The sequence below is a fragment of the uncultured Succiniclasticum sp. genome (assembly GCF_902793885.1).
Taxonomy (GTDB): Bacteria; Bacillota; Negativicutes; order Acidaminococcales; family Acidaminococcaceae; genus Succiniclasticum.
This window is the reverse complement of sequence record NZ_CADBFF010000012.1, coordinates 58,142-84,174: the sequence shown is the minus strand read 5'-3', so window position 1 is coordinate 84,174 and position 26,033 is coordinate 58,142. Positions and strand designations below refer to the sequence as shown.

The 26,033-nt window shown below is 49.7% G+C and carries 20 protein-coding genes; all 20 read left to right on the top strand.

The features are described from left to right. The first annotated feature begins 79 nt into the window (after positions 1 to 79). A complete protein-coding gene (gene mrdA / locus QZV31_RS07460; RefSeq protein WP_295359438.1) occupies positions 80 to 1,924 on the top strand; it encodes a penicillin-binding protein 2 in 1,845 nt (614 codons plus the stop codon). Between the two features lie 56 nt (positions 1,925 to 1,980). Continuing rightward, positions 1,981 to 3,081 (top strand): rod shape-determining protein RodA, encoded by a 1,101-nt coding sequence (gene rodA / locus QZV31_RS07455; RefSeq protein WP_295359437.1) that lies wholly within the window; start codon positions 1,981 to 1,983, stop codon positions 3,079 to 3,081. A 22-nt stretch (positions 3,082 to 3,103) separates the two neighbouring features. Continuing rightward, a complete protein-coding gene (locus QZV31_RS07450; RefSeq protein WP_295359436.1) occupies positions 3,104 to 5,077 on the top strand; it encodes a TIGR03960 family B12-binding radical SAM protein in 1,974 nt (657 codons plus the stop codon). Beyond that, the gene (locus QZV31_RS07445) at positions 5,074 to 5,778 is read left to right on the top strand and encodes a TIGR03936 family radical SAM-associated protein (RefSeq protein ID WP_295359435.1); all 705 of its coding nucleotides are present in this window, start codon (positions 5,074 to 5,076) and stop codon (positions 5,776 to 5,778) included. Before QZV31_RS07450 ends, QZV31_RS07445 begins: the two co-directional genes overlap by 4 nt. Positions 5,779 to 5,865: 87 nt before the next feature. Then, positions 5,866 to 7,275 (top strand): Rne/Rng family ribonuclease, encoded by a 1,410-nt coding sequence (locus tag QZV31_RS07440; protein ID WP_295359434.1) that lies wholly within the window; start codon positions 5,866 to 5,868, stop codon positions 7,273 to 7,275. A 218-nt stretch (positions 7,276 to 7,493) separates the two neighbouring features. Beyond that, positions 7,494 to 8,441: a hypothetical protein gene (locus tag QZV31_RS07435; RefSeq protein ID WP_295359433.1), complete on the top strand. Its 948-nt coding sequence runs from the start codon at positions 7,494 to 7,496 to the stop codon at positions 8,439 to 8,441. Positions 8,442 to 8,623: 182 nt separating this feature from the next. After that, positions 8,624 to 10,720, top strand: coding sequence for a hypothetical protein (locus QZV31_RS07430; RefSeq protein ID WP_295359432.1), 2,097 nt, complete (start codon positions 8,624 to 8,626; stop codon positions 10,718 to 10,720). Positions 10,721 to 10,831: 111 nt separating this feature from the next. Beyond that, complete coding sequence (gene gmhA / locus QZV31_RS07425) at positions 10,832 to 11,338, top strand: D-sedoheptulose 7-phosphate isomerase (RefSeq protein WP_366508700.1); 507 nt, start codon at positions 10,832 to 10,834, stop codon at positions 11,336 to 11,338. Between the two features lies 1 nt (position 11,339). Beyond that, a complete protein-coding gene (rfaE1, locus tag QZV31_RS07420; protein ID WP_295359430.1) occupies positions 11,340 to 12,812 on the top strand; it encodes a D-glycero-beta-D-manno-heptose-7-phosphate kinase in 1,473 nt (490 codons plus the stop codon). A gap of 51 nt (positions 12,813 to 12,863) precedes the next feature. Then, complete coding sequence (gene rfaD / locus QZV31_RS07415; protein ID WP_295359429.1) at positions 12,864 to 13,850, top strand: ADP-glyceromanno-heptose 6-epimerase; 987 nt, start codon at positions 12,864 to 12,866, stop codon at positions 13,848 to 13,850. Positions 13,851 to 13,913: 63 nt separating this feature from the next. Next, a complete protein-coding gene (locus tag QZV31_RS07410) occupies positions 13,914 to 14,450 on the top strand; it encodes an HAD family hydrolase (RefSeq protein ID WP_295359428.1) in 537 nt (178 codons plus the stop codon). 74 nt (positions 14,451 to 14,524) lie between these two features. Beyond that, positions 14,525 to 15,538: a lipopolysaccharide heptosyltransferase II gene (gene waaF, locus QZV31_RS07405; RefSeq protein ID WP_295359427.1), complete on the top strand. Its 1,014-nt coding sequence runs from the start codon at positions 14,525 to 14,527 to the stop codon at positions 15,536 to 15,538. Continuing rightward, positions 15,535 to 16,578 (top strand): glycosyltransferase family 9 protein, encoded by a 1,044-nt coding sequence (locus QZV31_RS07400; protein ID WP_256324735.1) that lies wholly within the window; start codon positions 15,535 to 15,537, stop codon positions 16,576 to 16,578. Before waaF ends, QZV31_RS07400 begins: the two co-directional genes overlap by 4 nt. A 12-nt stretch (positions 16,579 to 16,590) precedes the next feature. After that, positions 16,591 to 17,538: a diacylglycerol kinase family protein gene (locus QZV31_RS07395; RefSeq protein WP_295359426.1), complete on the top strand. Its 948-nt coding sequence runs from the start codon at positions 16,591 to 16,593 to the stop codon at positions 17,536 to 17,538. A gap of 22 nt (positions 17,539 to 17,560) precedes the next feature. Next, the gene (locus QZV31_RS07390; RefSeq protein WP_295359425.1) at positions 17,561 to 19,624 is read left to right on the top strand and encodes a sulfatase-like hydrolase/transferase; all 2,064 of its coding nucleotides are present in this window, start codon (positions 17,561 to 17,563) and stop codon (positions 19,622 to 19,624) included. 647 nt (positions 19,625 to 20,271) lie between these two features. After that, positions 20,272 to 21,285 (top strand): 3-deoxy-7-phosphoheptulonate synthase, encoded by a 1,014-nt coding sequence (aroF, locus tag QZV31_RS07385; protein ID WP_295359424.1) that lies wholly within the window; start codon positions 20,272 to 20,274, stop codon positions 21,283 to 21,285. Positions 21,286 to 21,378: 93 nt separating this feature from the next. Continuing rightward, positions 21,379 to 22,251: a prephenate dehydrogenase gene (locus tag QZV31_RS07380; RefSeq protein ID WP_295359423.1), complete on the top strand. Its 873-nt coding sequence runs from the start codon at positions 21,379 to 21,381 to the stop codon at positions 22,249 to 22,251. A 67-nt stretch (positions 22,252 to 22,318) separates the two neighbouring features. Then, the gene (gene aroB / locus QZV31_RS07375) at positions 22,319 to 23,383 is read left to right on the top strand and encodes a 3-dehydroquinate synthase (protein WP_295359422.1); all 1,065 of its coding nucleotides are present in this window, start codon (positions 22,319 to 22,321) and stop codon (positions 23,381 to 23,383) included. A 179-nt stretch (positions 23,384 to 23,562) separates the two neighbouring features. After that, entirely contained in the window at positions 23,563 to 24,873 is a 1,311-nt protein-coding gene (gene aroA / locus QZV31_RS07370; protein ID WP_295359421.1) for a 3-phosphoshikimate 1-carboxyvinyltransferase, read from the top strand. 9 nt (positions 24,874 to 24,882) lie between these two features. Further along, entirely contained in the window at positions 24,883 to 25,959 is a 1,077-nt protein-coding gene (gene aroC, locus QZV31_RS07365; protein WP_295359420.1) for a chorismate synthase, read from the top strand. The last annotated feature ends 74 nt before the right edge of the window (positions 25,960 to 26,033 follow it).

Here is a 26,033-nt window from a genome sequence, read left to right as displayed (position 1 = left end):
CTGTAGGAAAACGTTTACTGTTTTGGTGTCCGACGTGCCGGAACCGGACGGATGAATTGGGATTGAAAGGGCTATTGGGGTGAACCGAACTTCCGGGAATCGTTTAAAAGAAATGCTTGCGGTGGCACTGGCTGTTTTTTTGATATTAGGCGGACGGCTGGCCTGGCTGCAACTTTATAAAGGATTATATTACGGCAGGCAGGCTGACGGAAACCGGATGCGCAGCTCGGTGATCATGGCGCCCCGGGGACGGATCATGGACCGGCACGGCAAGGTACTGGCAGACAGTTCGCCGGGCTACGTGCTCAGTCTCCAGGCAGGGCATTCCTTTTCGGATTCGGAAGTGAATCTGCTGGCCCAGTTGCTGGCCATGCCGTCGGACGTGATACGCAAAAAGGCTGACAGAGCAGCCAATACCTATGAGCAGATTGTGATCAAGGGGGAACTGACCTCCCGGGAGATCACGTTGCTGGAGGAACATGTAAAAGAGCTGCCGGGCGTGTCCCTGGACCTGCAGCCCATGCGGCATTATCTGTATGGGGAGTCAGCGGCTCATGTGCTGGGGTATGTGGGTGAAGTTTCGGAAGAACAGCTTAAGCAGGGAAAATATAAGGGACTTTCTCCGGGGAGTATTGTGGGGAAAGAAGGCCTGGAGTTTGTTTACGATACTGTGCTGCGGGGACAGACCGGCCGCAAGACAGAAGAGGTTGACGTGCGGGGCAAGGTGGTCCGCAAGCTGGGGGGACAGGCTCCGCTTTCCGGTAAAGGCCTGGTCCTCACGATTGATTTTGCCTTGCAGCAGGACCTGGAACGGGTCATGGACAAGCAGCTGGCTGCCTTGCGCAGCAGTGGAATCGCTCCCAATGCGTTTGGGGCGGCGGCGGTAGCCATGGATCCCAACACCGGCGCGGTGCGTGCCCTGGTCTCCCGTCCCGGTTATGACCCCAACTGGTTTGTGGGCGGTATTTCTTCTGCCCACTGGAAACTGATCAATGAGAACGTGTTTCACCCGCTGACGAATCGGGTGATTAACGGGGAATATCCTGCGGGTTCTACTTTTAAAGTGGTTACCGGTTCAGCCGTGTTAGACTGTCACGGAGTGACACCGGAGGAACTGATCTTTGACTCCGGGAAGCACTGGCTGGCGGATATGGGAAATGCCGGCGGGGAAGCCCTGGGCTGGATCAATTTCCAGACTGCCTTCGCCATGTCGGATAATGTATATTTTTATGAAATGGGACGCCGGGCCGGTATTGAGAACCTGAATGCCTGTGCGGCAAAATACGGGTTCGGCAGGCCGACCGGCATTGAGCTGGCGGGGGAATCTTCCGGCCTGATTGCCGGACCTGCAGCCAAGAAGAAAGTGTTTAATGAAGAATGGGGGTTAGGGGACACCTTTAATGCGGCCATCGGCCAGGGGCTGACCTTAGTGACGCCCATGCAGATCTGTCAGATGCTGGCGGCGGTGGCGGCAGACGGGGTGGTTCATCCTCCTTACTTAGTGGAACAAATCGTAAATGCGGATGGCAGCGTGTATGAAACACCGAAGCGACCGGAAAGCCGTAAACTGGAGCTGGAGCCCCGGACGATCCAGTTGATCCAGAAAGGGCTGAAGGGTGTGACCCAGCCAGGAGGGACCGGCGCCTGGTTTGCCAACCTGCCGGTACCGGTAGCAGGCAAGACCGGCACTGCGGAGAATCCTCACGGACAGGATCACGGTTGGTTCATCGCTTATGCCCCGGCAGAAAAACCGGATCTGGTCATTGCCTGTATCGTAGAGCAGGGCTCCTACGGCGCTACGGCTTCCGGTCCCATTGTGTATGAAGTGCTGGAAGATTATCTGAGCGGCAAGATGAAGCCTGAAACGGAAGAACAGCGCAAAGAAGAAAAGAGTCTGGCTGCAAAAAGCAACAGCAGGAAATAATTTTATGCCAGGGTTTTTATGTTATTTTCAAACAACAGGCAGAGAGGAACAGAACGTTGCATCGCTATTTACGAAATCTGGACTGGATTTTAATATGGACGGTTCTGCTGCTGACCGGTATCGGTATGGTTCTGATTGCCAGTGCCACCCACGGGGATGCGCTGGTGTCGGGAAGCAACCGTTTTGTGCAGCGGCAGGGGTTGTTTCTGCTGGTGGATGTGCTGCTGGCAGTGGGAATCATTTCGCTGGATTACCATTCTTTAAAACGGATTGCTCTGCCTTTATACGGTTTTACGGTTTTGCTGCTGCTGGGGGTTATGTTTTTTGGTCATGCCAGTCTCGGGGCACAGCGCTGGATCCAGATCGGTCCGGTGACATTCCAACCCAGCGAGTTTTCCAAAGCCTTTATGATTGTCTGTCTGGCTGCCTTTTTGGATGAGCGCAGTGAATATCTGGAGCAGTGGAAAGATTATATTCCTGCCTGTCTGTTTATGGTGATTCCCTTTGTGCTGGTGTTGCGGCAGCCGGATCTGGGGACGGCTTTGGTTTTTGTGGCTATCGCTTTTTCCATGTTCTGGGTCTGTGGCTTTAAACTGAAGTGGATTGGCGTGCTGGCGGGGGTGTTTGCCTGTGCGGCTCCGGTGTTGTGGCGGTTTTTGCATGAATATCAGAGGAACCGTATCCGGGTCTTTCTGGATCCGGAACTGGACCCTTTCGGGGCAGGGTATCACGTGATCCAGTCCAAGATTGCCATCGGCAGCGGTATGCTGTGGGGTAAGGGCTTTATGCAGGGAACCCAGAGTCAGCTGGACTTTTTACCGGAAAACCATACGGATTTTATCTTTGCGGTAGCAGGGGAAGAGTTTGGTTTTGTCGGCGCTGTTGTGATTTTGCTGTTGTATTTGGTACTGATCTGGCGGGGCCTGACCATTGCCCTGAATGCGGAAGACCGTTTCGGTATGCTACTGGCCACAGGAATTACCGGTATGTATCTGTTCCATGTGCTGGTCAATGTGGGCATGACCATCGGCATTATGCCGGTAACGGGGGTGCCGCTGCCCTTTCTCAGTTACGGGGTCAGTTCCCTGACTACCAATATGCTGCTGGCAGGGGTGCTGCTGAATATCAATGTTCGACATACACGATTGCAGTTTTAGATGACTATTTGGAGGCTCTCACATGAACAAGGAACTGGCCATTGACATGCTGGCGGCGGTAAAGAAACCGGCCCGGTATACCGGCGGGGAGTTTGGCAGTATTTTCAAGGAAGAAGCAGAAGTGCGGATCGCTCTGGCGTTCCCCGATGTGTATGAAGTGGGAATGAGCTATCTGGGCTTTAAAATTTTATATCATCTGGTCAACAAAATGGAGGGCATTGCGGCGGAACGAGCTTATGCTCCCTGGATCGACATGGAGCAGCTGATGCGGGAACGCAATATTGTACTCACTACCCTGGAAACCAAAAAGGCCCTTTGTGAATGTGACCTGGTAGGCTTTACCCTGCAGTATGAGCTGAGCTACACCAATATCCTGAACATGCTGGACTTGGGCGGTGTTTCTGTTCTTGCAGCGGAGCGTGTGGACGAGGAACCCTTTGTGGTAGTTGGGGGGCCTTGTGTCTTCAATCCGGAGCCCCTGGCAGATGTGATTGATTTTGCCATATTGGGTGAAGGGGAAGAAGCGCTGCCGGAAGTACTGACCTGTTACCGTAACTGGAAACGGGAAGGAAAACCGGGAGGCAGGCAGGAATTTCTGCATCGGGCAGTTCGGATTCCGGGCGTCTATGTTCCTTCTTTTTATAATGTAACTTACAATGAAGATTTTACAATACAGGCAGTGACTCCTAATACACCGGACGCGCCGGCCGCTGTAACTAAACGGGTAGTGGCTGATTTAAATGAAGTAGATTTTCCCACGGCGCCGGTGGTGCCTTTTGGGGAAATTGTCCATGACCGCATCATGCTGGAAATGTTCCGGGGCTGCAGCCGGGGGTGCCGCTTCTGCCATGCGGGGATGGTGTACCGTCCCGTGCGGGAGCGCCGCCCGGAAGTGTTGCGGGAGCTTGCCCATAAGCAGGTGGATAATACGGGCTACGAGGAAATTTCTCTGGTGTCTTTAAGCACGGCAGATTATTCCTGCCTGGGTCCGTTTTTAGATACGATGATTGCAGACTTTCAGGACAGGAAGGTCAGTGTATCTTTGCCCAGTCTGCGTATTGATGCGTTCAGTGTGGACGTGGCTAAAAAAGTGCAGGCGGTACGGAAGAGCGGTCTGACCTTTGCGCCGGAAGCAGGCAGCCAGCGGATGCGTGACGTAATCAACAAGGGCGTTACGGAAGAAGACCTGCTGCACGCGGTGAGCGCGGCCTTTGCCAACGGCTGGAAAAAAGTAAAACTGTATTTCATGATCGGCCTGCCCGGTGAGACGGATGAGGACGTGCTGGCCATTGCCCAGCTGGCGAAAAAGGTACAGTGGAAGTTTAAAGAGATTACAGGCAAAGGGGGCTGCCAGGTAACCATCAGTGCGTCCTCCTTTGTGCCGAAACCCTATACGGCGTTTCAGTGGGCACCGCAGGATACGCTGGAGGAGATTCGCAGGAAGCAGGGTCTTCTGATTGAAGCGACACGGGTCAAAAATATTACCTTCCAGTATCATGACGGCAAGACCAGCATTATGGAAGGCATCTTTGCCAGGGGCGACCGCCGTCTGGGCAAGGCGTTGTATCTGGCCTGGCAGCGCGGGCAGCGCTTTGACGGCTGGGCGGATGTGTTTGATTTTGAACGCTGGCAGCAGGCGCTGCAGGATTGCGGACTGGAACCTGGTTTTTATAATCACCGGGTGCGGCGCGATCACGAGGTGTTCCCCTGGGAGCATTTGCAGCCTGCGGTGAACCGGGCATTCCTGGCCAGTGAGTATAAAAAGGCCAAACAGGGATTGCTGACAGCAGACTGCCGGCAGGGCCGTTGCAACGGCTGCGGCGTGTGTCAGCGACTGGGTGTTCCGGTTATGGACTGGAGCGGCAGGGCCTATGACGCATCAAAAGAAAAGGGCTTTGCTCCTCTGGCAGAAAAGATGGCCGATGGGGATAATCAAAGCTACAGTGCCGCAACCCAACGGCCCGGTCTGCCGAAAGAGGGAGGTGAGGCGGAATGAAGCTGCGGTTTCAGATTACCAAGGAGAAAGAAATCCGTTTCATTTCCCACCTGGAGTATGTACGCACCATTGGCCGTGCCATACGGCGGGCCAAATTACCGGCGGCCTATTCCCAGGGTTTTAATCCGCATATGAAATATTCCCTGGCATCTGCCTTAGGTGTGGGAGTCGTCAGTTATGCGGAATTTGTAGAGCTGGAACTGGCAGAACCGGTTCATCCGCTGGAAGCAGCAGAAGCGTTACAGAAAGCGTTGCCCCGTGGCATCCGGGTGCTGGCAGTGGACGCGGTGGAGAACAGTGCCCCGGCTCTCATGAGCGTGGCAGGAGGCGCGGAGTACCGGGTAACGCTTCCCTGGACGGGGGACATTGCGCCGGCGGTGGAGGCATTTAACCTGGCAGAAGCCGTATTTTTTGAAAAACAGGCTCCCAAAGCCAAAGAAAAAGTCAAGCGAATTGATGTGAAGTTTTATATATCCGAATTGTCAGCGGTACAGCGGGAAAAGGAAACAGAGCTGCATTTCCATTGCCGTATCACCCCTAACGGCAGCATGAAAGCAGTGGATTTGCTCAATACATTGAATGAACAGTACGGTTTGCAGCTGCCGGTGGAAAAGGCGGATATTGAACGGATGGATCTGTACAGGGTAGATGAGATGGGGAACAAGTGGCCCATGCTGGATACGTTGTTTGAGCGGGGCTGACTTATAAAAAACAGGGCCAGCCTGCGTGGGAGGCAGTTGCCCGCAGGGGTGGTTCTGTGTTGAAACTGACGAAAGGAGGGCAGACCGATGCCGCAGCAGATTATCATCAGCAGTACCCCGGAAGAAGTCCGGATGGGACTGGTGAATAATGGAATATTGCAGGAGTTTATGGTGGAACGGGCCATGTCTGCCCATTTGGTAGGGAGCATCTTTCTGGGTCGCGTCAGTAATGTGGTGAAAGGGATACAGGCTGCTTTTATTGACATCGGACTGGATCAGAATGCATTTCTGTATCTGGGTGATTCCAGCGATTTGACAGAAGGTGCTTCGGTGATGATTCAGATCACCAAGGATCCCCGGGGGACAAAAGGACCTACGGCCAGCAGGGAAATCACATTTCCCGGACATTATGCCGTACTGTTTCCTTTTTCCGATTATATCGGTATCTCCCGGAAGATAAATGATGAACAGGAACGGATCCGGCTGCGTAAAATTGCGGAACAGTGTAAACCCGACGGGATGGGCATTGTCATGCGTACGGAAGCAGAAGGAATTGAGGCAGAGGTACTGGAAACGGACATCCGGAGCCTGCTTGCCGAATGGAATGTGGTAGCTGCCAGGGCGAAACGGGCCAAGGCGCCGGCCTTTCTGCACCGGGAACTGGATTTGTCGGTACGCATGGTGCGCGACTATTTTACCAGAGATGTAAAAGAAATTGTGGCAGATAATCCGGATGTGTTTCAGCGGATACAGGATCTGCTGGCCGAGATGCAGGGCGCAGAGGATACGGTGCTGCGGCTGTGGGACAGCGGGGAAGATGTGTTTTCCGGCTTTGGACTGGGAGACGCGCTGGCTTCTCTGGCGGATCGCCGGGTGGAACTGCCCAGCGGAGGGTATCTGGTGATAGACCATACCGAGGCCATGACCGTGATTGATGTGAACAGCGGCAGCTACAGTGGCAAAAGCAATCTGGAAGAAACCATCATGGAGATAAACCGGCAGGCGGCCCGGGAGATTGCGCACCAGCTTCGCCTGCGGGATATTGGTGGCATTATTGTAGTCGATTTTATTGACATGCACAGTGAGGAGAACCGGCAGGAGATACTGTCTGTATTGGAGAGTTCTTTTGCCGGGGATAAGATGCGGCCGCGGGTGCAGGATATAACCGCGCTGAACCTGGTGGAGATCACCCGGAAAAAGTCGAGGCAGAATCTGGAAGCGGTACTGTTTGCCGATTGTCCTGTGTGCAGCGGCAGCGGACGGGTCCAGTCCAAAGAAGCGATTGCACTGGAAATCAAGCGCCGGGTGCGGGGACTGCTAAAAAAACAGGGAAGCGCAAAAGAGATTCTGCTGGTGACGCATCCGCTGGAAGCAGAATATCTGCAACAGAATTTGCTAAAGGATTGGAACCGGGAACTGTCCTGCCATCTTACGGTGGAGGCTGATGCCTCTCTCCATGTGGAAGCCTTTATGATTCTGGATAACAGCGGAAATTAACTGATAGCGTTTCTTTTACGCCTGTCGGCAGCAGAGAAAAGAGGCCTCATTTTAGCGGACTCCGTCTAAAATGAGGCGTTTTTTTGTTTTTTCTGTAAAAAAAGTAAAAAATCATGAATTTTTTTGTTGACATTCCACTAAATATGCTATAATAGAACCATAATAACTCTATCTATAGTTGTTTATAGAATCAGAAGAATAATTCGGAGGGATGCAAAATGAAAAAACTTGTTTCATTAATAGTCGGCTTGGCTCTGTGCCTGGGGCTGACTTCTTTTGCCTTTGCAGAGGGTCCCGCACCTGTTGCTTCAGAACAGCTGGACGCCATTGAAACTGCATTGTACGGAACGCATCAGAGCAGTTCCATGATGGAACGGATGGAAAGCCTGGAAGATGATATTTACGGAGCGCCGGACTCCGGCCGCAATATTCTGGACCGTATACAGAGCACCTATGAATATATCTGTGGAACAAACGGCGGCAATGGAAGCTTTTTGCAGAAGCTGAATGGCGCCGATGCCCGTCTGAATGCCAGAGTCACTGCCGGTCCGGCAAAAACCCGGATTGAAGAACTGGAAAATACCCTGTTCGGGCAGATTCAGGGTGGTACTTTGAATCAGCGTCTGGAGCGTCTGGTGGCAACCACATATAACGGCGGCAAGGTTCCGGTAGAAGCTGTGGTATTGCCAAAGGATTCCCTGGTAAAAATTGAGTTCACCGCTCCCTTAAGCAGCAAAACTGCTCAGCCCGGTGACCCGGTAAAATTCCGCGTAGCGGATAATCTGTACGTGAACGATGTTCTGGTACTGTCTAAAGGCGCTGACGGCGTAGGGGAAGTTTCCAAGGTAGTACAGCCCCGCAGCTTCGGCCGGGATGCCCGCATTGATGTGAAGTTCAGTCATGTTTTTGCGGTTGACGGCAGCAAAGTTCCTATTTATATTGGCAAGCTGGCGCAGCAGGAAGCCAAAACGGCCATTGGCGCAGCAGGCGCTACGATCGGCGGCATGGTTGTGTTAGGCCCCATCGGCGCTGTAGGCGGCGCTTTTGTAACAGGTAAATCCAAAACGATCGAGACCGGTTCTACCACTTATGTGCAGGTAGTGGAAGATCAGAAAATCAGCGGGATCGTGTATCAGGAAACTACTGCTGCAGGTGCTCAAAGCTGATGCGTGAGCGATTCGTTAGCTTTATCGCATAGTTCAATGAAGGGTTCTTAAAGTGTTTGCAAAGTAACTGTTTTTAATCATTATGATGTGAAATACCAGTGTAATCAGGTTGCACTGGTATTTTTTTTTGCAATTTTATGTTATAATGTTTACTGGATACTTATTTACATGTGGAGGATTCCATGAAAAAACAGATAATGGCATCTGTGTTGCTTGCCAGCATGATGTTTGCAGTTCCTGGTTATGCTGCCTATGCACTGACGCCTGATGAAGATGATTCTGAAAAATATAAATCGCCGCTGGAACAGTCCTATGGTCCGATTGTAAATGATCACCCCAAAGCAGAATCTGCTGATGATGGTGATGCTTTTGCACGGGCTGCCGAACAGCTGATACATAGAGACGTTTCGAATAGAGATGTTTCCGGTCAGAAGACGGTAATGCAGGAAACATCTGTTACTTCTGAGCGGGACGTTGCCTCGGTCGATGAAACGAAAAAAGAAAAAGAATCAAAACCGGATAAGGTGGCCGTTGCAAAAAAGGCTGCGTTGGAAAAAGCCGGTCAGCAGGCGGAAAAAGTATTGTCAGAAACAGATGATAACTTTGAACCTGCTCAGGATAAAGAGTACCCCGGACAGGAGTATCAGGCAGGCAGGCAGATTAAATCCTATTCTGAATCAGCGAATTTTAGGGAGTACTTGCAGCAGAAAAATAATATAGCTTCAAAACCGGCAGAGTTAAATACTGGCGGTACAGGTTTATCTGCTTTGGGCAGTAATGTAAAAAAGACAGAAACAAAATCGTTGCGAGCAGGAAATGAAAAAAAGCCACCTTCACCTGCTAACAAGGGGAAGAAACTGGCAACTAAAAATGGCGCCCAGCCGTTACCTTTGATTATTAAAGGAGATGACGCTCAGTATTCCAGTGAAAGCGGAGATTTTATCATTGAAGGAAATGTCCGTCTGAAACAGGGGCTGACAAATGTTACATCTACCAAAGCTGTTGGGAATGCGAATACAGGAGATATTTGGCTTTTGGAAGGCGGAACACTGCAGGAACCGACCAACCGGGTAAATGCCCGCTGGGCCCATTACAATTTTAATAAAGAAACCGGTGAGCTCCTGCATCTGAAAGGGGCTTCCAGCGCGAATCCGCGCAGCGGTAAATTTGATTATTACGAAGCGCCTCATGGTCTGATAGAGCATGGGATGCTGATTATGGATCAGGGCGGAATGTCGACCAGGTGTCCGGCAGTCAAACACCCTCCCTGTGTATCGGTTAAGGCAAAAACGATTACAATTATCCCTAATGATCGTATTATAGCCAGAGGCGTACAGGTCTTTGTCAAAGGAAAGCATGTTTATTCCCGGGATGTATGGATCAATGAGCTGAATAAAGAGAATAAGCAAACGAAACCACGCATAGGCTGGGACGATGAAAAAGGCTGGTATGTAGCTCTTGAGTACAGTCGTCCAATCGGAAATCCGCGGTTGAAAAACCCGACGACTTTTTATATGGATCAGATTTACTATACGAAATCCAAATATAAGCCGTTTTATGGAATCACGCATGATCGAAAAGATTTTTATGTGCGTGTAAACACGGGTTATGTATATGATTCGGACAATGATGCGTTAGACGAAGGGATATGGCTTCAGAAAAAGATAGACTGGGGATTGTTCCTGAGACCGCACCGTATTGCGAAAGGCTTGCCGTTATCGTTTGATGGATATATTACTCATGGAAAATGGAAGTATTCGCATCAAAACTGGGAGAGCTGGCACACGGAAAAAGCTGTTTTTCTGCGTCATGATCGCTTTTATCCGCTGGGCGGGAAAAAACTGTATATGGATCTGATGTTTGGCCGCAAGTGGATTCATGAAAGCCTGAATAACGCTACCACCCGGCGATACGGTAACAGTTTGCATACGAATATTTATCATGGAACGTTAGGGTATCGTTTTTCTAATAAATGGAATGTTTGGACGACCTATCACAATGAGCATAAGACCAGTTATCTTTTCAGTAAAGGACAGCCAAGTTTCGTAAAAGACCTGAGTATAGGTGTTGCCTGGAATCCGGATAAGCATAATTCATTTACGATTGTTAACCGCAGGAATCTGGATAGTGAAACGCGTACCTATGGAAATTATACAACTACATTTTCCTGGCGCCATCGTTTCTGTTGCGAAATGCTTTCTGTTTCCTATGAGAAAAGGTATTATGATACCAATAAAGATCACAAATGGACAATTAAATTTGATTTCCTGAATTGGTAATGGTAAAACGCAATTTGCATGTACGAATTATGAGGCAAAAAAAGTGGAGGGCCTGTGAACCGGATTATTAAACAGCGTTTAGCGGATCATTTAGAAGTATTGCAAAAGTTAATGGATTCCGATCTGCCGGAAAAGTTGGAGACTTGTGCCAAATATGTTGAAAAAGCGCTGGCTGATGAACATAAGGTGTTATTTTGCGGCAATGGAGGCAGTGCCGCGGACAGTCAGCATCTGGCGGCGGAGTTTGTGGGACGTTTCCAGAAAGAACGGAAAGGGCTTCCGGCGATTGCTTTAACGGTTGATACCTCTATCTTGACGGCGGTGGCCAACGACTACGGGTATGATACCGTCTTTGCCCGTCAGGTACAGGCGTTAGGCGAGCCGGGGGATGTGCTGGTTGGCATATCAACCTCCGGAAACAGTAAAAATGTATTGCTGGCGATTGAGGAAGCCAGGGCAAAGGGCATTACCTGTATCGGCATGACGGCGGAAGGCGGCGGCAAAATGGCTGCAGCCTGTGATATCTGTCTGGCCGTGCCGGCCAGGGTGACGGCCCGTGCACAGGAAATGCATATACTGATGGGACATATTTTGTGCGAACTGGTGGATCATGAATGAGATGAAATGTACTTCATTTTTAGCTGAGAAGATACAGAGCCTGCGCATTGCCGTTATCGGCGATGTGATGGTGGATCGGTATTTTTATGGGGAAGTCAAACGTATTTCCCCGGAAGCGCCGGTACCTGTCAACCGGGTAAAAAAGGTTGATTCGGTACTGGGAGGGGCGGCAAACGTAGCCGCCAATCTTGCTAATTTGGGTTGCAACGTGTTTGTGGGCGGTGTCACAGGGGATGATGATAACCGCAGAATTCTGGAAGGCCTGCTTACCAAAGAAAAAATTGATTTTGGCGGCCTGGTGAAATCCAGGCGCCGTTCTACGATTACCAAGATGCGCATCCTGGGAGCCAGTCAGCAGATGCTGCGGCTGGACTTTGAAGAAGTAGGAGACCTGTATCCGGAAGAGGCGGATCAGATTAAACAGTGGCTGCTGAATCTGATGGAGGACGGGCTGGACGGTATTGCGGTATCGGATTATGCCAAGGGCGTATGCTCCGATGCGTTCTGCCAGTGGGTGATCCGAATGGCGGAAGCGCATGGCATTCCAGTGCTGGTAGATCCGAAAGGTCCCCGCTGGGAAAAATATGAAGGCTGTACATTTATTACTCCGAACCTGAAGGAAATGTGCGAGGCGGCCGGGCAGACGGTTCCCAATGAAGATTGGCCTGTGCTGCAGATTGCCCAGATGGCACGGGAACGTTACCGGATCCGGAATGTGGTGGTGACCCGCAGTGAAAAGGGGATGACCCTGGTAGGAGAAAAACGGACCGTGATCCACAGTCCGGCTTCTGCACTGGAAGTGTTTGATGTTTCCGGCGCAGGGGATACAGCGGCTGCCGTACTGATTGCAGCGGCTGCCGGCGGTCTGACCTTGCCGGATGCCGTATACATGGCAAACCGGGCAGCCGGCATTGTGGTCGGCAAGGTTGGCACATACCCTGTGCACCGGGACGAACTGCTGCAGGATCTGCTCAATGAAGAACGGAAACTGGGATATGGGTTCCGGCCTCTTTCCTGGAAGGAAGTGGCGGATCTGGCACAAATCTGGCACAAAAGCGGAGAGAAGATTGTCTTTACTAATGGCTGTTTTGATATTTTGCATGTAGGACATGTATCCTATCTGGAAAAAGCGGCCAAGTTGGGCAAGCACCTGATCGTAGGACTGAATTCTGATGCTTCGGTGAAGCGCCTGAAAGGTGAGACCCGGCCTCTGGTCCATGAACTGGACCGGGCGCGGATCCTGGCTTCCCTTGCCTGTGTGGATGCCGTAGTTATTTTCCATGAGGATACGCCGGCAAAACTGATAAAAACAATTCGCCCCGATATTTTGGTAAAGGGCGGGGATTATCGTCCGGATCAGGTGGCAGGACGTGAATATGCAGGAAGAGTAGAAATTATTGAATTTGAGGAAGGGTATTCTACGACCGGACTGGTAGAACGGATTGCCGGGATGGTTCGGGAAGGCAAGCTTTAAGAATCTGTATTTGTATTGGCAGTATTGTTCGCAGAAAGGCGGATCGTAATTATGATTATTGTAACCGGAGGCGCCGGCTTTATCGGCAGTAATATTGTAAAAGGTCTGAATGAACGGGGCCGGGATGATATCCTTGTGGTGGATAACCTGACCAATATGGTTAAATTCAAAAATATCCAGGGTCTGAAGGTTATGGACTACATGGATAAAATTGCCTTTGGCGAGGCAATCCTGGATGGCATGTTTGACCATGAAAAGATTGACGTCATTTTCCATGAAGGCGCCTGCTCTGATACGATGGAATACAACGGCAAGTACATGATGGAGAACAACTTTGAGTACACAAAGAACCTGTTCCATTTTGCTGCAGACCGCAAGATTCAGTTTATGTATGCATCCTCTGCTTCTACTTATGGAAGCGGTAAACATGGTTTTATTGAGAAGCCGGAATGCGAAGAAGCACTGAATGTGTATGCGTTTTCCAAATTGTTTATGGATAATTACATCCGTCGCTATCTGGACGGGTTGGAAAGCCAGGTGGTCGGGCTGCGGTATTTTAATGTATATGGTCCGCAGGAAAATCACAAAGGAAAAATGGCTTCCATGGCTTTCCAGATGTACAACCAGTTTAAGGCAGAAGGCAAAGTGAAGCTGTTTGAGGGGTATGACGGTTACGGACCCGGTGAACAGACCCGTGACTTTGTATATGTCAAAGATGTGGTGAAAGTTAACTTTTTCTTCTGGGATCATCCGGAACTGAAAGGCATCTTTAACTGCGGCACCGGTCATGCCCATCCCTTTAACACGGTTGCCAAAGCTGTACTGAAACATTTTGGGGCGCCTGTGGAAAAACTGGAATATGTACCGTTCCCGGATGTGCTGAAAGGGAAATACCAGAGTTATACGCAGGCAGATGAAACCGGGTTGCTGTCGGTGGGTTATGATGGCGGTTTTACTGATATTGAAGAGGCTGTGGCAGAATATTGCCAGGTACTGGATCAGACTGGCGGGTATTATACAAGGCAGAATCATGCCTGATATCGCTTTGCTTCCATATTAGTTGGAAGCTGTTGCATGTATTGATTATTGATTGCAGAATTTATGAATATTTTTATGACAGAAAAGAAGTTGTGTTTATTAGATCGTGACGGTGTCCTGAATGTTGACAAGGCCTATCTGTGTAAAACAGAAGATGTGGAGTGGGTTCCCGGAAGCCGTGAAGCGATTGCCTGGCTGAACCGCCAGGGCTTTCAGGTTGTGGTCGTGACCAACCAAAGCGGCGTAGCCCGGGGCTTTTTTACGGAAGACGTTGTCAGGGAACTGCATGACTGGATGGCAGCAGAGGTAAAAAAATCCGGCGGTGAAATTGCATCCTTTTATTACTGTCCTCATCTGCCGGGGGCTGTAGTCAGACAGTATGATGTAGATTGTGACTGCCGTAAGCCGAAACCGGGCATGATACTGCAGGCGCTGAACGATTTTGATGTAAAACCCTGTAATGCGTTTTTGGCAGGAGACAGTCTCCGGGATGTTGAAGCGGCGGAGGCCGCAGGGGTAAAGGGCTTTCTGTATACCGGAGGCAATTTGTTGGATTTTATACAGAAAATTGTGTGGAATCTGAAGCTGGCGGAAGATTGAAAGAACGGATTTTTACTGCGGTTGTGAAAATAACTGCAACAATTTTTAAAATAATTACATTCTTGGGGACTTGTATGGAATATAAAAATATACTCATCATCAAAATGAGTTCGCTGGGCGATATAATACATACGCTGCCTTCTGTTGCGGTATTGCGTAAATCGTTTCCCAATGCACGGCTGACCTGGCTGGTGCATCCGCAGTTCGGCGCTTTTGTGCCGGATCCGCCCATCATTGATGAGGTCATTTATTTTGACAAGGTAAAATTTACAAAGATGAGCCTTGCAGAAAAGTGGTCTTATTTCTGGCAGATGCGGGACTTGCTTCACAGTAAGCATTTCGATCTGGTCATCGATATGCATGGTTTGTTCAAAAGTGCAGTATTGGCAGCTATCAGCGGGTGTGATAATCGGATCGGCTACTGTGAGATGGGGGAAGGAAGCGGATTTATCAGTAAACCGATTACAGGGCCGCATGCCAAAGATCATGTCATCGAACGGTATTTGGACGTGGTCCGGTATCTGGGCTGCACGGTGGATGAGATTGAGTTTCCCATGCCGGACCTGCAGAAAGAATGGCAGGCTGTACAGGAAAAGACAGATGCTGTCAAAAGTCCGTATGTGGTTTTGGTCCCCGGCGCCCGTTGGGATACGAAGATGTGGCCGCCGGAACATTTTGCAAAACTGGCAGACATGATCCTTCGCGACGGAAAGCAGGTTGTGCTGGCCGGGGGACCGGAAGATGCTCCTTTAGGCTCTAAGATTACCGGACTGGCACCCGGCGTCACCGACCTGACCGGAAAGACCAGTCTGCGGGAGATGGGAGCGCTCATCCAGCATTGTACAGTGTATATCAGTGGCGATACAGGCCCGCTGTTTATTGCAGCGGCCATGAAACGGCCGCTGGTTGCCATGTACGGTCCTACCCGTCCTTATCGGACGGGGCCCTACGGCAGTAAGGACGCTACGGTTTTGACCACTCCGTTACCCTGTGCAGGCTGCCTGAAAAAGCGTTGTAACCATTGGGACTGTATGAAATCGATTACGCCGGAAATGGTGTTTGAAGAATATAAGAAGAAAGTGAAGTGAAAGGCGTGGAATTAAACCGTAAAAAAATCCTGGTGACATTTCTGATGCACCTGGGCGATCTGACCCTGACCACGCCGTTTATACGGGCTCTGCGGGAAGCAGCACCGGATTCCCATATCACAATGCTGGTAGACGAAAAGCTGAAGGACGTGGTGCTGCATAACCCCTGTCTGGATGAAGTGATCACCATTGATAAACACGGCAGGGACAACAGTATTCTGGCATTATTGAGCTGTGCGCATAATCTGGGAAAGATGCAGTTCGATATTCTGATCAACCTGCATCCGACCATACGTTGTTCTTTTATCTGTGTTATGACCAAAGTAGGAATGCGTACCGGTTGTACCCACTGCCTTCTCAAACCCTGGTTTGATGTGCTGACGCCGCTGGACCGGAAAAAGCATGCGGCAGACATGTATCTGGATGTTCTGACACAGCTTGGCGTAAAAGAATTAAGTCACCGCGGTCTGGAAATCTTTCCGGGAAAAGAAAACAGGGCTTTTGCGGAAACATTCTGGAAGGAAAAGGGCGTACTTCCTTCTGATAAACTGGTGGGATTTAATATTGGCAGCGCAGTGGAAACGAAGCGCTGGGCGCCGGAACGGTTTGCGGAAGTGGCAGATACCCTGTCTGCCAGAGGATATAAGACAGTGTTTTTTGGCGGTACCATGGATGAAGACATGGTACAGGAAGCGGTCGGACATATGAAGACAAAGCCGGTGATTGCTACCGGGCAGCTTTCTATAGGGCAGTTGGCTGCCGCTATGCGTCGTTGCAGTCTGATTATTACCAATGACAGCGGTCCTATGCATGTAGCAATCAGCCAGCGGGTTCCCATTGTAGCTATGTACGGCCCCAGCCATCCGGAGCTGTATGGGCCTTATACGAGGCTGGCCACTGTTGTAACGGCCCAGCCGCCCTGCCCCGGTTGCGCAGCCGGGATGAAACACCATTGTCGTGATGCAAAATACAATATGCGCTGTATGAAAGAACTGACAGTGAAGCAGGTGCTGGATGCCTGTGATAAATGGCTTTGTTAGGGAGGACTGCTGGTGCAGCCTAAAACGCAGATCAATGTAAGACAATTTAAGAGAGTCCTTATACTTTATAACCGCTATTCCGGCAAGCAGCTGTTTGCCAGTATGATGTCCCGCATCAATGAGGTTTATAAATTGTTAAAACAGGAGTTGGCTGCAGAGATTAATCTGGTGGATGTAAAGCTTTTTGAACAGATGCCGGAAATTGCCAAAGAAGCTGCTGAAAAACAATATGACTGGGTCATTATTGCCGGAGGTGACGGAACCATCCGCGCCTTTGTGGAAGATATGCTGCGGCTGGATTATCGTCCGTACATCAGTGTGTTCCCGGCAGGAACGGTAAATCTGATAGCGAAAGAGATGTCTTTGCGGAATGAACCGGTTCGCTGGGTGTACCGTGCATTGAAAGGATATGTTTATCCCTTTTATACCGCCCGGGCCAACGGGAATCTGTTCCTGACTGTAGCAAGCGTCGGTTTTGATTCTCTTGTGGTAGATGGCGTAGGAGCCATGCAGAAACGTCTGCTGAATAAATTCGCCTATGTTTTGCAAAGCACACAACTGGTTCGTCAGGAATTGGTATTCAGTAATTGGCGTTATTCGTTCCGGGTGCGCTTTGATGAGGAAGAGGAGTGGCATACCGGTTCTTCTGTAATTGTAGGAAAAAGCCGGTACTATGCCGGACGCTACAATCTGTTTCAGGATGCCGCCCTGTCTTCGCCATATCTGCATGTGGCCGTCTTTCCGGGAAATAAACGGGCTGATATCTTGAAATATGCTTCCCTCATTGCGCTGGAGGGACTGGATATGGACAAAGGTATTTTATGTCGCAAAGCACGGAAAGTTGAGATTGAATCCGTTAATCTTGTAGAAGATTTTCCGGTGGAACTGGACGGAGACGTAGTGGCATCTACCCCGTTGAAACTTGAGATCATGGATGAATCGTTACGGTTCATTCCGTAAGTATAATCAGGCAGGTATCCGTATGGATAGGAATCATACTGGAAAGCGTATTGGCGTTCTGCTGTTGTTTATTCTAATTGCAGGCGCCATTTACTTTTGGGAAGAGAATCATGTCCGGCTGCTTTTTGCAGGTATTTCCCCGTTTCCTGAAGACGATTACTGGAATACACTGGTTAATGCACTGTTGCGTGATGTATTGCTTCTGATTGCAGCAGGTCTGCTTTTTTTGCGCCGGAAACGGATACCGGACCGGGTGCAGCGCTATTTCCCAGCGGTAGTGCTGGGGGCGGCTTATTTGGGCTTTGCCTGGTATATGCAGCAAAAGCTTGCGCTGGATTCCTATTTTTTAACAACACTGGCCATCTTTGCCGGCCTGCTGAATAACATTGTATTGGTGATCCTGGCTGCAGTGTGGTACCATCACAATCCTTCCAGGTTGAATAAAGCTTTTTATTTTGCGGTATATTTTTTATGTGCGGTTGCCATATTGATGGATGTGGTTTATTTCTGGCAGACGTCCATGCATGTACAGGCGGTATTTTTCCGTAACTTTAACATCTATGCGATTCAGGGGGTCATGTCCTCTTTTTCCAAGACGCAGCTTAAGGAAATCGGAGGGTGTATTCTGGCTATCCTTCTGTTGTTCCGGGTAACGAAGCCCAGAAGACATAAACCCAATGTTGCCTGGGCTCTGCTGGCGGTGCTGGGATTCACGCTTCTTTTTAATCTGTTGTATTTTACCGGAAGCCAGTTGGGGCTGTACGCCTTACATGAATCCGGTTTCTGGAGCGAAGAGCAGATTGAAAAAAGCCGGCAGGAATACCGGGACATGCTGGTGACGCCAGTTGCTATGAATATAATAAGCAAGGCGGCATTTAACAAGGAAAAGGTGATTCAGGCTACCCAGCATAAGAAAAAGGAATTGACGGAAAAAGATAAAGAATGGATGTACAAACTGGGAGTTATGCGAAAACAGTCTTCCCAACCGTTGCCATCTCCGGCCTATGACCGGATTGTCATGCTGGTCCTGGAGTCGGTACACCGGGATTACATTCATTTTTATAATAAGGATATTCCGGCGGAGGCCACGCCGTATCTGGATTCTCTTATAAAGAGGTACCCGCGTATCGATAATTATTATTCTTCTGCCATACCTACTACGGAAGGCCTGAACGCTACCTTCCGGTCCCAGCTGTTATTTGACGGGGACGTGGACGGTGCCGATAAACCTTCTCTTTTCCGAAGCATGCAGGCGAATGGCTTTGACGGTTACTTCCAGAGTGCTTCCAGCCGCTATTACAACAGTGAGTTCCGGCAGTATACGGAGCAGTTTGGCATGGCCCATTACGAAGCCAGAGAAGATTTGGAGAATGCCGGGTATTCCGGTGCTTCCGGCTGGGGGTTCCACAATGACGAGATGTACCGGCGGACATTGGAACAGATGAAAAAACTGAAAGGGCAGAAGTTCTTTTATGTAACCAAAACGCTGGACATGCATCAGCCCTATCCGTATTATGCTACCAAATGGGCTGATACGCCGGAGTCCTTCCGGAATAATCAAATCGTATCCATCCATGGGATGTACTGGGTTGACTGTACGCTGAAGGCATTTTTTAAAGCAGCAGAAGAAGCGGGGCTGATTGATGAACGAACTTTATTCATCATAACCAGCGACCACAATCCTCATTCCGGCGGAGAGTATACGGAACTGGTGAAAAATGAAAAAGACAGGCAGAGCATTGCGCCGATTCCCCTTATTTTTGTTTCCAAAAACCTGGCACCGTTGGAAAATCTGGATAACAGTGCCTACAGTTCCCAGATTGATATAGCGCCGACCCTGTTGTGCCTGCAGGGCATTCAGCCGCCGCAACGGTTTATCGGACGAAATCTGCTGCAGCAATATAAGGAACCGGACTGTGCGTTAGGCTTTTTTGGGGACAAAGCCTATTATTTCAGCCGGGATATGCAGTTTGTGGATAAGATTGACGAGCCATATCCGCAACACGAATATGAAGATGCGCTGGCGAATTATGTCATGTACACATATTATGTGAGCGGATTGCCGGGAGACAAATTGCAGGAATAGAATCTGCAGGTTTGTGAAAGGCAGCGCAAAACCGTACACAATTGCTATTCCATGGATTTATTCGCCTGCGGCTTCGAAACTCGGGGCTGCGCCCCTCAGACAGTCTCGCCGCTGCGGCGAATTTCATCTCATGGAATAACGCAATTGTTCCCAATGTTTTGCTTCTGCCTTTTCCCACCCTGCAGATTCCAGTTTCTGCAAAACTGTTAAATGCATTACACAAATGCTTCTTGACGGAAATATCAAATGGGTTTACACTGACTGTATGTAAGCGTAATTAGTAAAATGTAATTCATGATTTCATTTAATGGTTCAGGTGCAAGTATGAAAACGAATTCTGTGTTTGCGGCAAATTATGTTTTTTCCTTTGGCTATAGCTATTATTACGGCTATGGCTATTTTGCGTGGAAAAAACAGAAGAAAGCATAGAATCGTAAACAGAAAAGGCCGGCGAAGGGACTTCAAAGGCTGCCAACCAAATGCAGGCGGGCTCTTTTACGAGCCCGCTTTTTTAGTATAAAAAAGATGTAAAAATCAACCCGTTTGCCTTCTAAAGATTAAAAGAGATGCGCAGGCATAGAAAAGAAAAGTAATGATATTAATTAAAAATAATCATATATCATTTTAAAAAGGAGAGTGCGTTTACCATGATTATCGTAATGAAACCCAATGCCCCCATTGAAGAAAGAAATAAGATTATTGCCGGTCTGGAAGCAAAAGGTTTTAAGATTGACCTGAGTACCGGTAATCAGGCGGCCATTTTAGGTGTTGTAGGCGATACCAGTACTCTCAATCCACATGATATTATGGTCAATGACTGGATTGAGAAAGTTTTGCGGGTTCAGGAACCTTTTAAACGGGCGAACCGGGCCTTCCATCCCGAGGACAGTGTCATTGATGTAGGCGGAGTGAAAATCGGCGGTAGACAGATGCAGGTCATCGCAGGTCCCTGCAGTGTAGAAACCCGGGAGCAAATCATTGGTGTCGCTAAATCAGTGAAAATGGCAGGGGCGCACCTGATGCGTGGCGGCGCTTTCAAACCGCGTACTTCTCCGTATTCGTTCCAGGGCATGGGGATGCCCGGACTGGAGCTGCTGAAAGAGGCAAAGGCAGAAACCGGTTTACCTATCGTTACGGAAATCATGAGCGCCGATGTGTTGGATAAGTTTGTGGAAGATGTAGACCTGATTCAGGTTGGCGCGCGCAATATGCAGAATTATTCCCTGTTAAAAGAACTGGGCAGGACGAACAAACCGATTTTGCTGAAACGCGGGTTAGCCGCTACGGTTCAGGAATGGATCATGAGCGCTGAATATATCATGGCGGAAGGCAATACCAATGTCATCCTGTGCGAGCGGGGCATCCGCACCTATGAGACCTACACTCGCAACACGTTGGACCTAAGTGCCGTTTGCGCGGCAAAGAAACTGAGCCATCTGCCGGTTATCGTGGATCCCAGTCATGCAGCGGGCCTGTGGTGGATGGTGCCGGCCCTGGCCAAGGCAGCGGTTGCGGTGGGCGCAGACGGACTGATCATCGAGGTACATAACGATCCGGAAAAGGCATTGTGTGATGGGGCGCAGTCATTGAAACCGGAACGTTTTGCAGAGCTGATGGGCGAGTTGAAAGGCATTGCCCGCATTATCGGGCGAGATTTGTAAGTGGCAGCAAGCTTCGATACCCTGTGTCGCAAAGAAAAAATGTGAAACAAGTAGTATTAGTTTCAGTTGTTATTGCAGGAGAATAAGGCGAACATGATTAAACAGTATCAGGAAAAACCGTTACGAGACTTAACCTTTGCCATTGTGGGACTGGGGCTCATTGGCGGTTCCTATGCAAAAGCGCTGCGCAATTTAAAAGTCAGGAAGATTCTTGGCATGGACATCAGTCATGGCATTGCCCGGGCCTGCCTGAACGCCAATATGATTGACGAAATAGTAGAAGCGGATGGCAGTAATCTGAAAGAAGCGGACGTGATTATCTGCAGTGTGTATCCGGAGGCTATCGTGGGTTTTGTGCGGCAGAATGTGCAGAATTTTGCGGAAGGCATGCTGATGACGGATGCCACCGGCGTCAAGGGAACAATGCCGCATGATATTCAGGCACTGCTGCCGGAAGGCTGTGAGTTTATATCCGGTCATCCCATGGCGGGGCGGCAGGGCAGTGGTCTGGGCATGTCGGATGCCGCCATCTTTAACAATTCCAATTATATTATCGTGCCTACGGAAAAAAACTCACCGGAAGCAGTCCGTTGGCTGGAAGAGTTTGCAAAAGCTCTTGGCTGTGCCCGTTCGGTAAAGGTCTCCACGGAAGACCATGATAAAATCATTGCGTATACCAGTGACTTGCCTCATATTACAGCAGTGGCGCTGGTGAACAGCGCATCCTATAATGAAAACACACAGTACTTCATTGCGGGCGGATTCCGGGATGCTACCCGGGTCGCGGATATTAATCCGGACCTGTGGAGCGATTTGTTCCTGTCTAACCGGGCCAATGTGATTGCAGAGATTGAGAATTATCAGAATCAGCTGGAACGCTGGAAAAAGGCGATTGAGAATAATGACAGGGAAACGCTGAAGGAAATTATGCGGGAAGCCGGACCCAGAAGAAGACAGCTGTACTGATCATATCATCTTTTAAAGAGTCATCGGATGAGGTATAATATAGCCTGACAGGTTTAAGGGAGATTATATGCGAAACGTGCATGTGGAGTTAGGATCAAAAAGTTATGATATAGTAATTGATAGAGGACTGCTGCCTCATGTTGGCAGCAGAATTAAAACGCTTCTTCCCAAAGTAGAAAAAGTAGCAGTCATTACGGACAGTAACGTAGGGCCGCTGTATGCTTCGCTGTTGCAGGAATCTTTGGAAAACGCAGGTTTCTCTGTTGCGATGCTTACCTTTACTGCCGGAGAAGCAAGCAAAAATCTGCAAACACTGGGAACCCTGTACGACGGTCTGGCGACAGCCGGCCTGACCCGCAGTGACGCGTTGATTGCTTTGGGCGGCGGTGTGACCGGTGACATGGGCGGCCTTGCGGCGGCGACCTTTTTGCGGGGTATATCCTTTATCCAGATTCCTACATCTCTTCTGGCTACGGTAGACAGCAGCGTGGGCGGAAAGGTTGCCGTTGATTTATCTGGAGGTAAAAACCTGGTGGGCGCTTTTTACCAGCCTAAGGCAGTCTTTATTGATCCGGACTTGTTGAAAACGCTGCCGGTACGTTACCTTCATGACGGGCTGGCAGAAGTGATAAAATATGGCTGCATCATGGACAAAGAGTTGTTTGTGATGCTGGAGAAGATACAAAGCGATGAGGAACTGCTGAATCATGTGGACGAGATTATAGAAATATGCTGCAACATAAAGGCGCGCATTGTGGAGCATGACGAGTTCGATACGGGGGAACGGATGCTGCTGAATTTCGGACACACCCTGGGCCACGCGGTGGAAAAGACATTCCATTTTGACAGATACAGTCACGGGGAAGGCGTGGGTATCGGTATGGTGCTGCTGACACGTCAGTCTGAAGAACTCGGGCTGACAGAACGGGGCACTGCTGACCGGATTGCTGCGTTACTGCAGAAATTCCAGCTTCCAATTGCTGTGGATATGCGACGGGATGATTTCCTGCAAGCCATTGCGTTGGACAAGAAAAAGCGCGGTTCACATCTGACTCTGATTCTGCTGAAAGAAATCGGGGATAGTTTCCTGCAAAACGTTGCGTTCCATGAATTGACCCGGTATCTTCCGTAAGAAAAGAAGCATGGAATACCTGTTGTACTGTTGTACCGGCTTAGGCAAGTACATGAAGGCTTTTAATGTTGCAGTTCGGTACGTGATGTGCTGGTCGGTCTGTGCTTCCTAAGGTTAAAATTTTATTCTATGAGATAGTTAGAACAAAAGGTATTAAGAAAATTTGAAAAGGATTGGTTATGACGATTTATAAAATTACCCCTCAGTTTATTAACGGCAGCGTGCTGGTTCCGTCTTCCAAAAGCATGGGGCACCGTATGTGCATCTGTGCGGGACTGTCCGGCCGTAATTGTATAGTGGACAATATAGCTATTTCCAAAGATATCGAAGCGACCAACCGTTGCCTGGAAGGGCTGGGCGTCACAATTACAGAAGTGGCTTCCCGGCATGAAGGGCGCACTGCATTTCAGTTCTACTGGCTTCACAAGTTCTCGTTAGGGCCGGTTACTGTAGATTGTGGGGAATCCGGTTCTACGCTGCGTTTTTTTATCCCGTTAGGCGCTCTGTGCAACAGGCCGTTTACGTTTAAGGGCCAGGGGAAACTGGTTTCGCGGCCTCTGCAACCGTATTATGATATATTTGATAAACAGGAACTGCGTTATTATACCGCTGAAAACGGACAACTGCCTTTAACAGTATACGGCAGGCTGAAACCGGGAGCTTATGTACTGCCGGGAGATGTGAGTTCCCAGTTCGTTTCCGGACTGTTATTCGCGTTGCCGTTGCTGCCGGATGACTCCACACTGAAGATTCTGCCTCCGTTAGAATCCTCCAGTTACATTGAACTGACCTTGAGCAGTCTGCAAATGTTTGGCATAAACATAGAGCGTAAAAATCGGTTCTATTACAAAATATACGGCAAGCAGACTTACCGTGCGCCGTCGGAACGTGTGCAGGTGGAGGGAGACTGGTCCCAGGCGGCGTTCTGGCTGGTGGCTGGCACAATCGGAAGTGGGGAAAAAGTACGCTGTAAAGGATTGAACAGAGATTCTCTTCAGGGAGACAGGGCGATTCTGACAATATTGCGCAGAATGGGCGCAAAATTTATAGTACGGAAGGACATGATTACCGTTCTTCCGGCCCGGCTGCACGGTTGTGAAATTGATGCGTCGGACTGTCCGGACCTGGTACCGGTCCTGTCGGTAGCAGCGGCAGTGGCTGAAGGAACTACCCACATCATCCATGCGGGACGGCTTCGAATCAAAGAATGCGACCGTCTGGCTGCTATGCACTCGGAACTGACGAAACTGGGAGCGGACATTACAGAAGAACCGGAAGGTCTGCTGATTAAAGGCAAGCCGGAAGGATTGAAAGGCGGAGCGGTTGTGGATGCCTGGAACGACCACCGGATTGCCATGAGCATGGCTGTTGCCGCACTGGCGTGTAAAGAACCGGTTACCCTGACAGGAGGCGAAAGCGTCAGCAAATCCTATCCGGAATTCTGGAACGATTATGCTTCCGTGGGAGGTAAAGCGGAAGAGTTGAGGTGACGTAAAGAAATGAGTGCAACCTTTGGACGCAACTTGCGTATGACGATCTTCGGGGAATCCCACGGCAAGGGAATCGGTCTGGTGCTGGACGGTCTGCCGCCGGGGACACCGATAGAGGAAGAGTTTATCAAAGAAGAAATGGCGCGGCGGGCTCCGGGGAAGAATCAGATGAGTACCCAGCGCCAGGAAAAAGATGCTTTCATCATAGAAAGCGGTGTGTTTGAGGGTAAGGCAACGGGGACCCCTCTATGTGTGCTGATTCCTAACAGTGACCAGCATTCCAAAGATTACAGTCTTCTGAAAGATGTGATGCGTCCCGGACATGCGGATTATGCTGGCAAGGTTCGCTATAAAGGCTTTAACGATTACCGGGGCGGCGGGCATTTTTCCGGTCGTCTCACAGCACCGCTGGTGTTTACCGGCGCCGTAGCCAAGACCGTGCTGGCACAAAAGGGCATCGTCGTGGGCGCTCATGTTGCCCGTATCGGAAAGATTACAGATGATTTGTTTAATCCGTTGGGTGAAATGGCAGAACGGTTGCAGGCGTTGCGTAAATTTACCCTGCCTGTGCTGGATGACGGCAAAGCTTCTCTTATGGAAGCAGAAATCCTGGCTGCCCGGGAGCAGATGGACAGCGTGGGCGGCATTGTGGAAGTGATGGCTGCAGGGATGCCCCCTGGCGTCGGAGATCCTTTTTTTGATTCACTGGAAAGCCGCCTGAGTCATGCACTGTTTTCCGTTCCGGCAGTAAAAGGCATAGAATTCGGCGCAGGCTTTGCTTTGGCGGCACGGAAAGGCAGCGAGGCCAACGACCCGATGACGTTTGACAAAGGAAAGGTCAGAACGACCCGCAACAATAATGGAGGCATAACCGGAGGCATCACCAATGGAATGCCTGTCCTGTTCCGTGTAGCCATCAAGCCTACACCGTCCATCGGTCAGCCCCAGCAGACTGTGAACGTGACGGAAGGCAAAGATACGATTCTGGAAGTTAAAGGACGGCACGACCCCTGCATCGTTCCCAGAGCTGTTCCGGTAATCGAAGCGGTTACTGCGTGGGTGTTGCTGGACATGTTGTTGGACTGATACTGTAAAAATCAGTTAAAAAGATTTGAGTTTTGTTTATCTCAGTGTGGTAGTAATATGTTTGCTGCTAAGGC

Coding starts and splice junctions, on each gene's coding strand:
- gmhA (WP_366508700.1), top strand. CDS start 10,832: ATGGATTCCGATCTGCCGGAAAAGTTGGAGACTTGTGCCAAATATGTT.
- QZV31_RS07450 (WP_295359436.1), top strand. CDS start 3,104: ATGAACAAGGAACTGGCCATTGACATGCTGGCGGCGGTAAAGAAACCG.
- QZV31_RS07430 (WP_295359432.1), top strand. CDS start 8,624: ATGAAAAAACAGATAATGGCATCTGTGTTGCTTGCCAGCATGATGTTT.
- rfaE1 (WP_295359430.1), top strand. CDS start 11,340: ATGAAATGTACTTCATTTTTAGCTGAGAAGATACAGAGCCTGCGCATT.
- QZV31_RS07410 (WP_295359428.1), top strand. CDS start 13,914: ATGAATATTTTTATGACAGAAAAGAAGTTGTGTTTATTAGATCGTGAC.
- aroA (WP_295359421.1), top strand. CDS start 23,563: ATGACGATTTATAAAATTACCCCTCAGTTTATTAACGGCAGCGTGCTG.
- aroC (WP_295359420.1), top strand. CDS start 24,883: ATGAGTGCAACCTTTGGACGCAACTTGCGTATGACGATCTTCGGGGAA.
- aroB (WP_295359422.1), top strand. CDS start 22,319: ATGCGAAACGTGCATGTGGAGTTAGGATCAAAAAGTTATGATATAGTA.
- QZV31_RS07380 (WP_295359423.1), top strand. CDS start 21,379: ATGATTAAACAGTATCAGGAAAAACCGTTACGAGACTTAACCTTTGCC.
- QZV31_RS07435 (WP_295359433.1), top strand. CDS start 7,494: ATGAAAAAACTTGTTTCATTAATAGTCGGCTTGGCTCTGTGCCTGGGG.
- aroF (WP_295359424.1), top strand. CDS start 20,272: ATGATTATCGTAATGAAACCCAATGCCCCCATTGAAGAAAGAAATAAG.
- waaF (WP_295359427.1), top strand. CDS start 14,525: ATGGAATATAAAAATATACTCATCATCAAAATGAGTTCGCTGGGCGAT.
- QZV31_RS07390 (WP_295359425.1), top strand. CDS start 17,561: ATGGATAGGAATCATACTGGAAAGCGTATTGGCGTTCTGCTGTTGTTT.
- QZV31_RS07440 (WP_295359434.1), top strand. CDS start 5,866: ATGCCGCAGCAGATTATCATCAGCAGTACCCCGGAAGAAGTCCGGATG.
- rfaD (WP_295359429.1), top strand. CDS start 12,864: ATGATTATTGTAACCGGAGGCGCCGGCTTTATCGGCAGTAATATTGTA.
- QZV31_RS07445 (WP_295359435.1), top strand. CDS start 5,074: ATGAAGCTGCGGTTTCAGATTACCAAGGAGAAAGAAATCCGTTTCATT.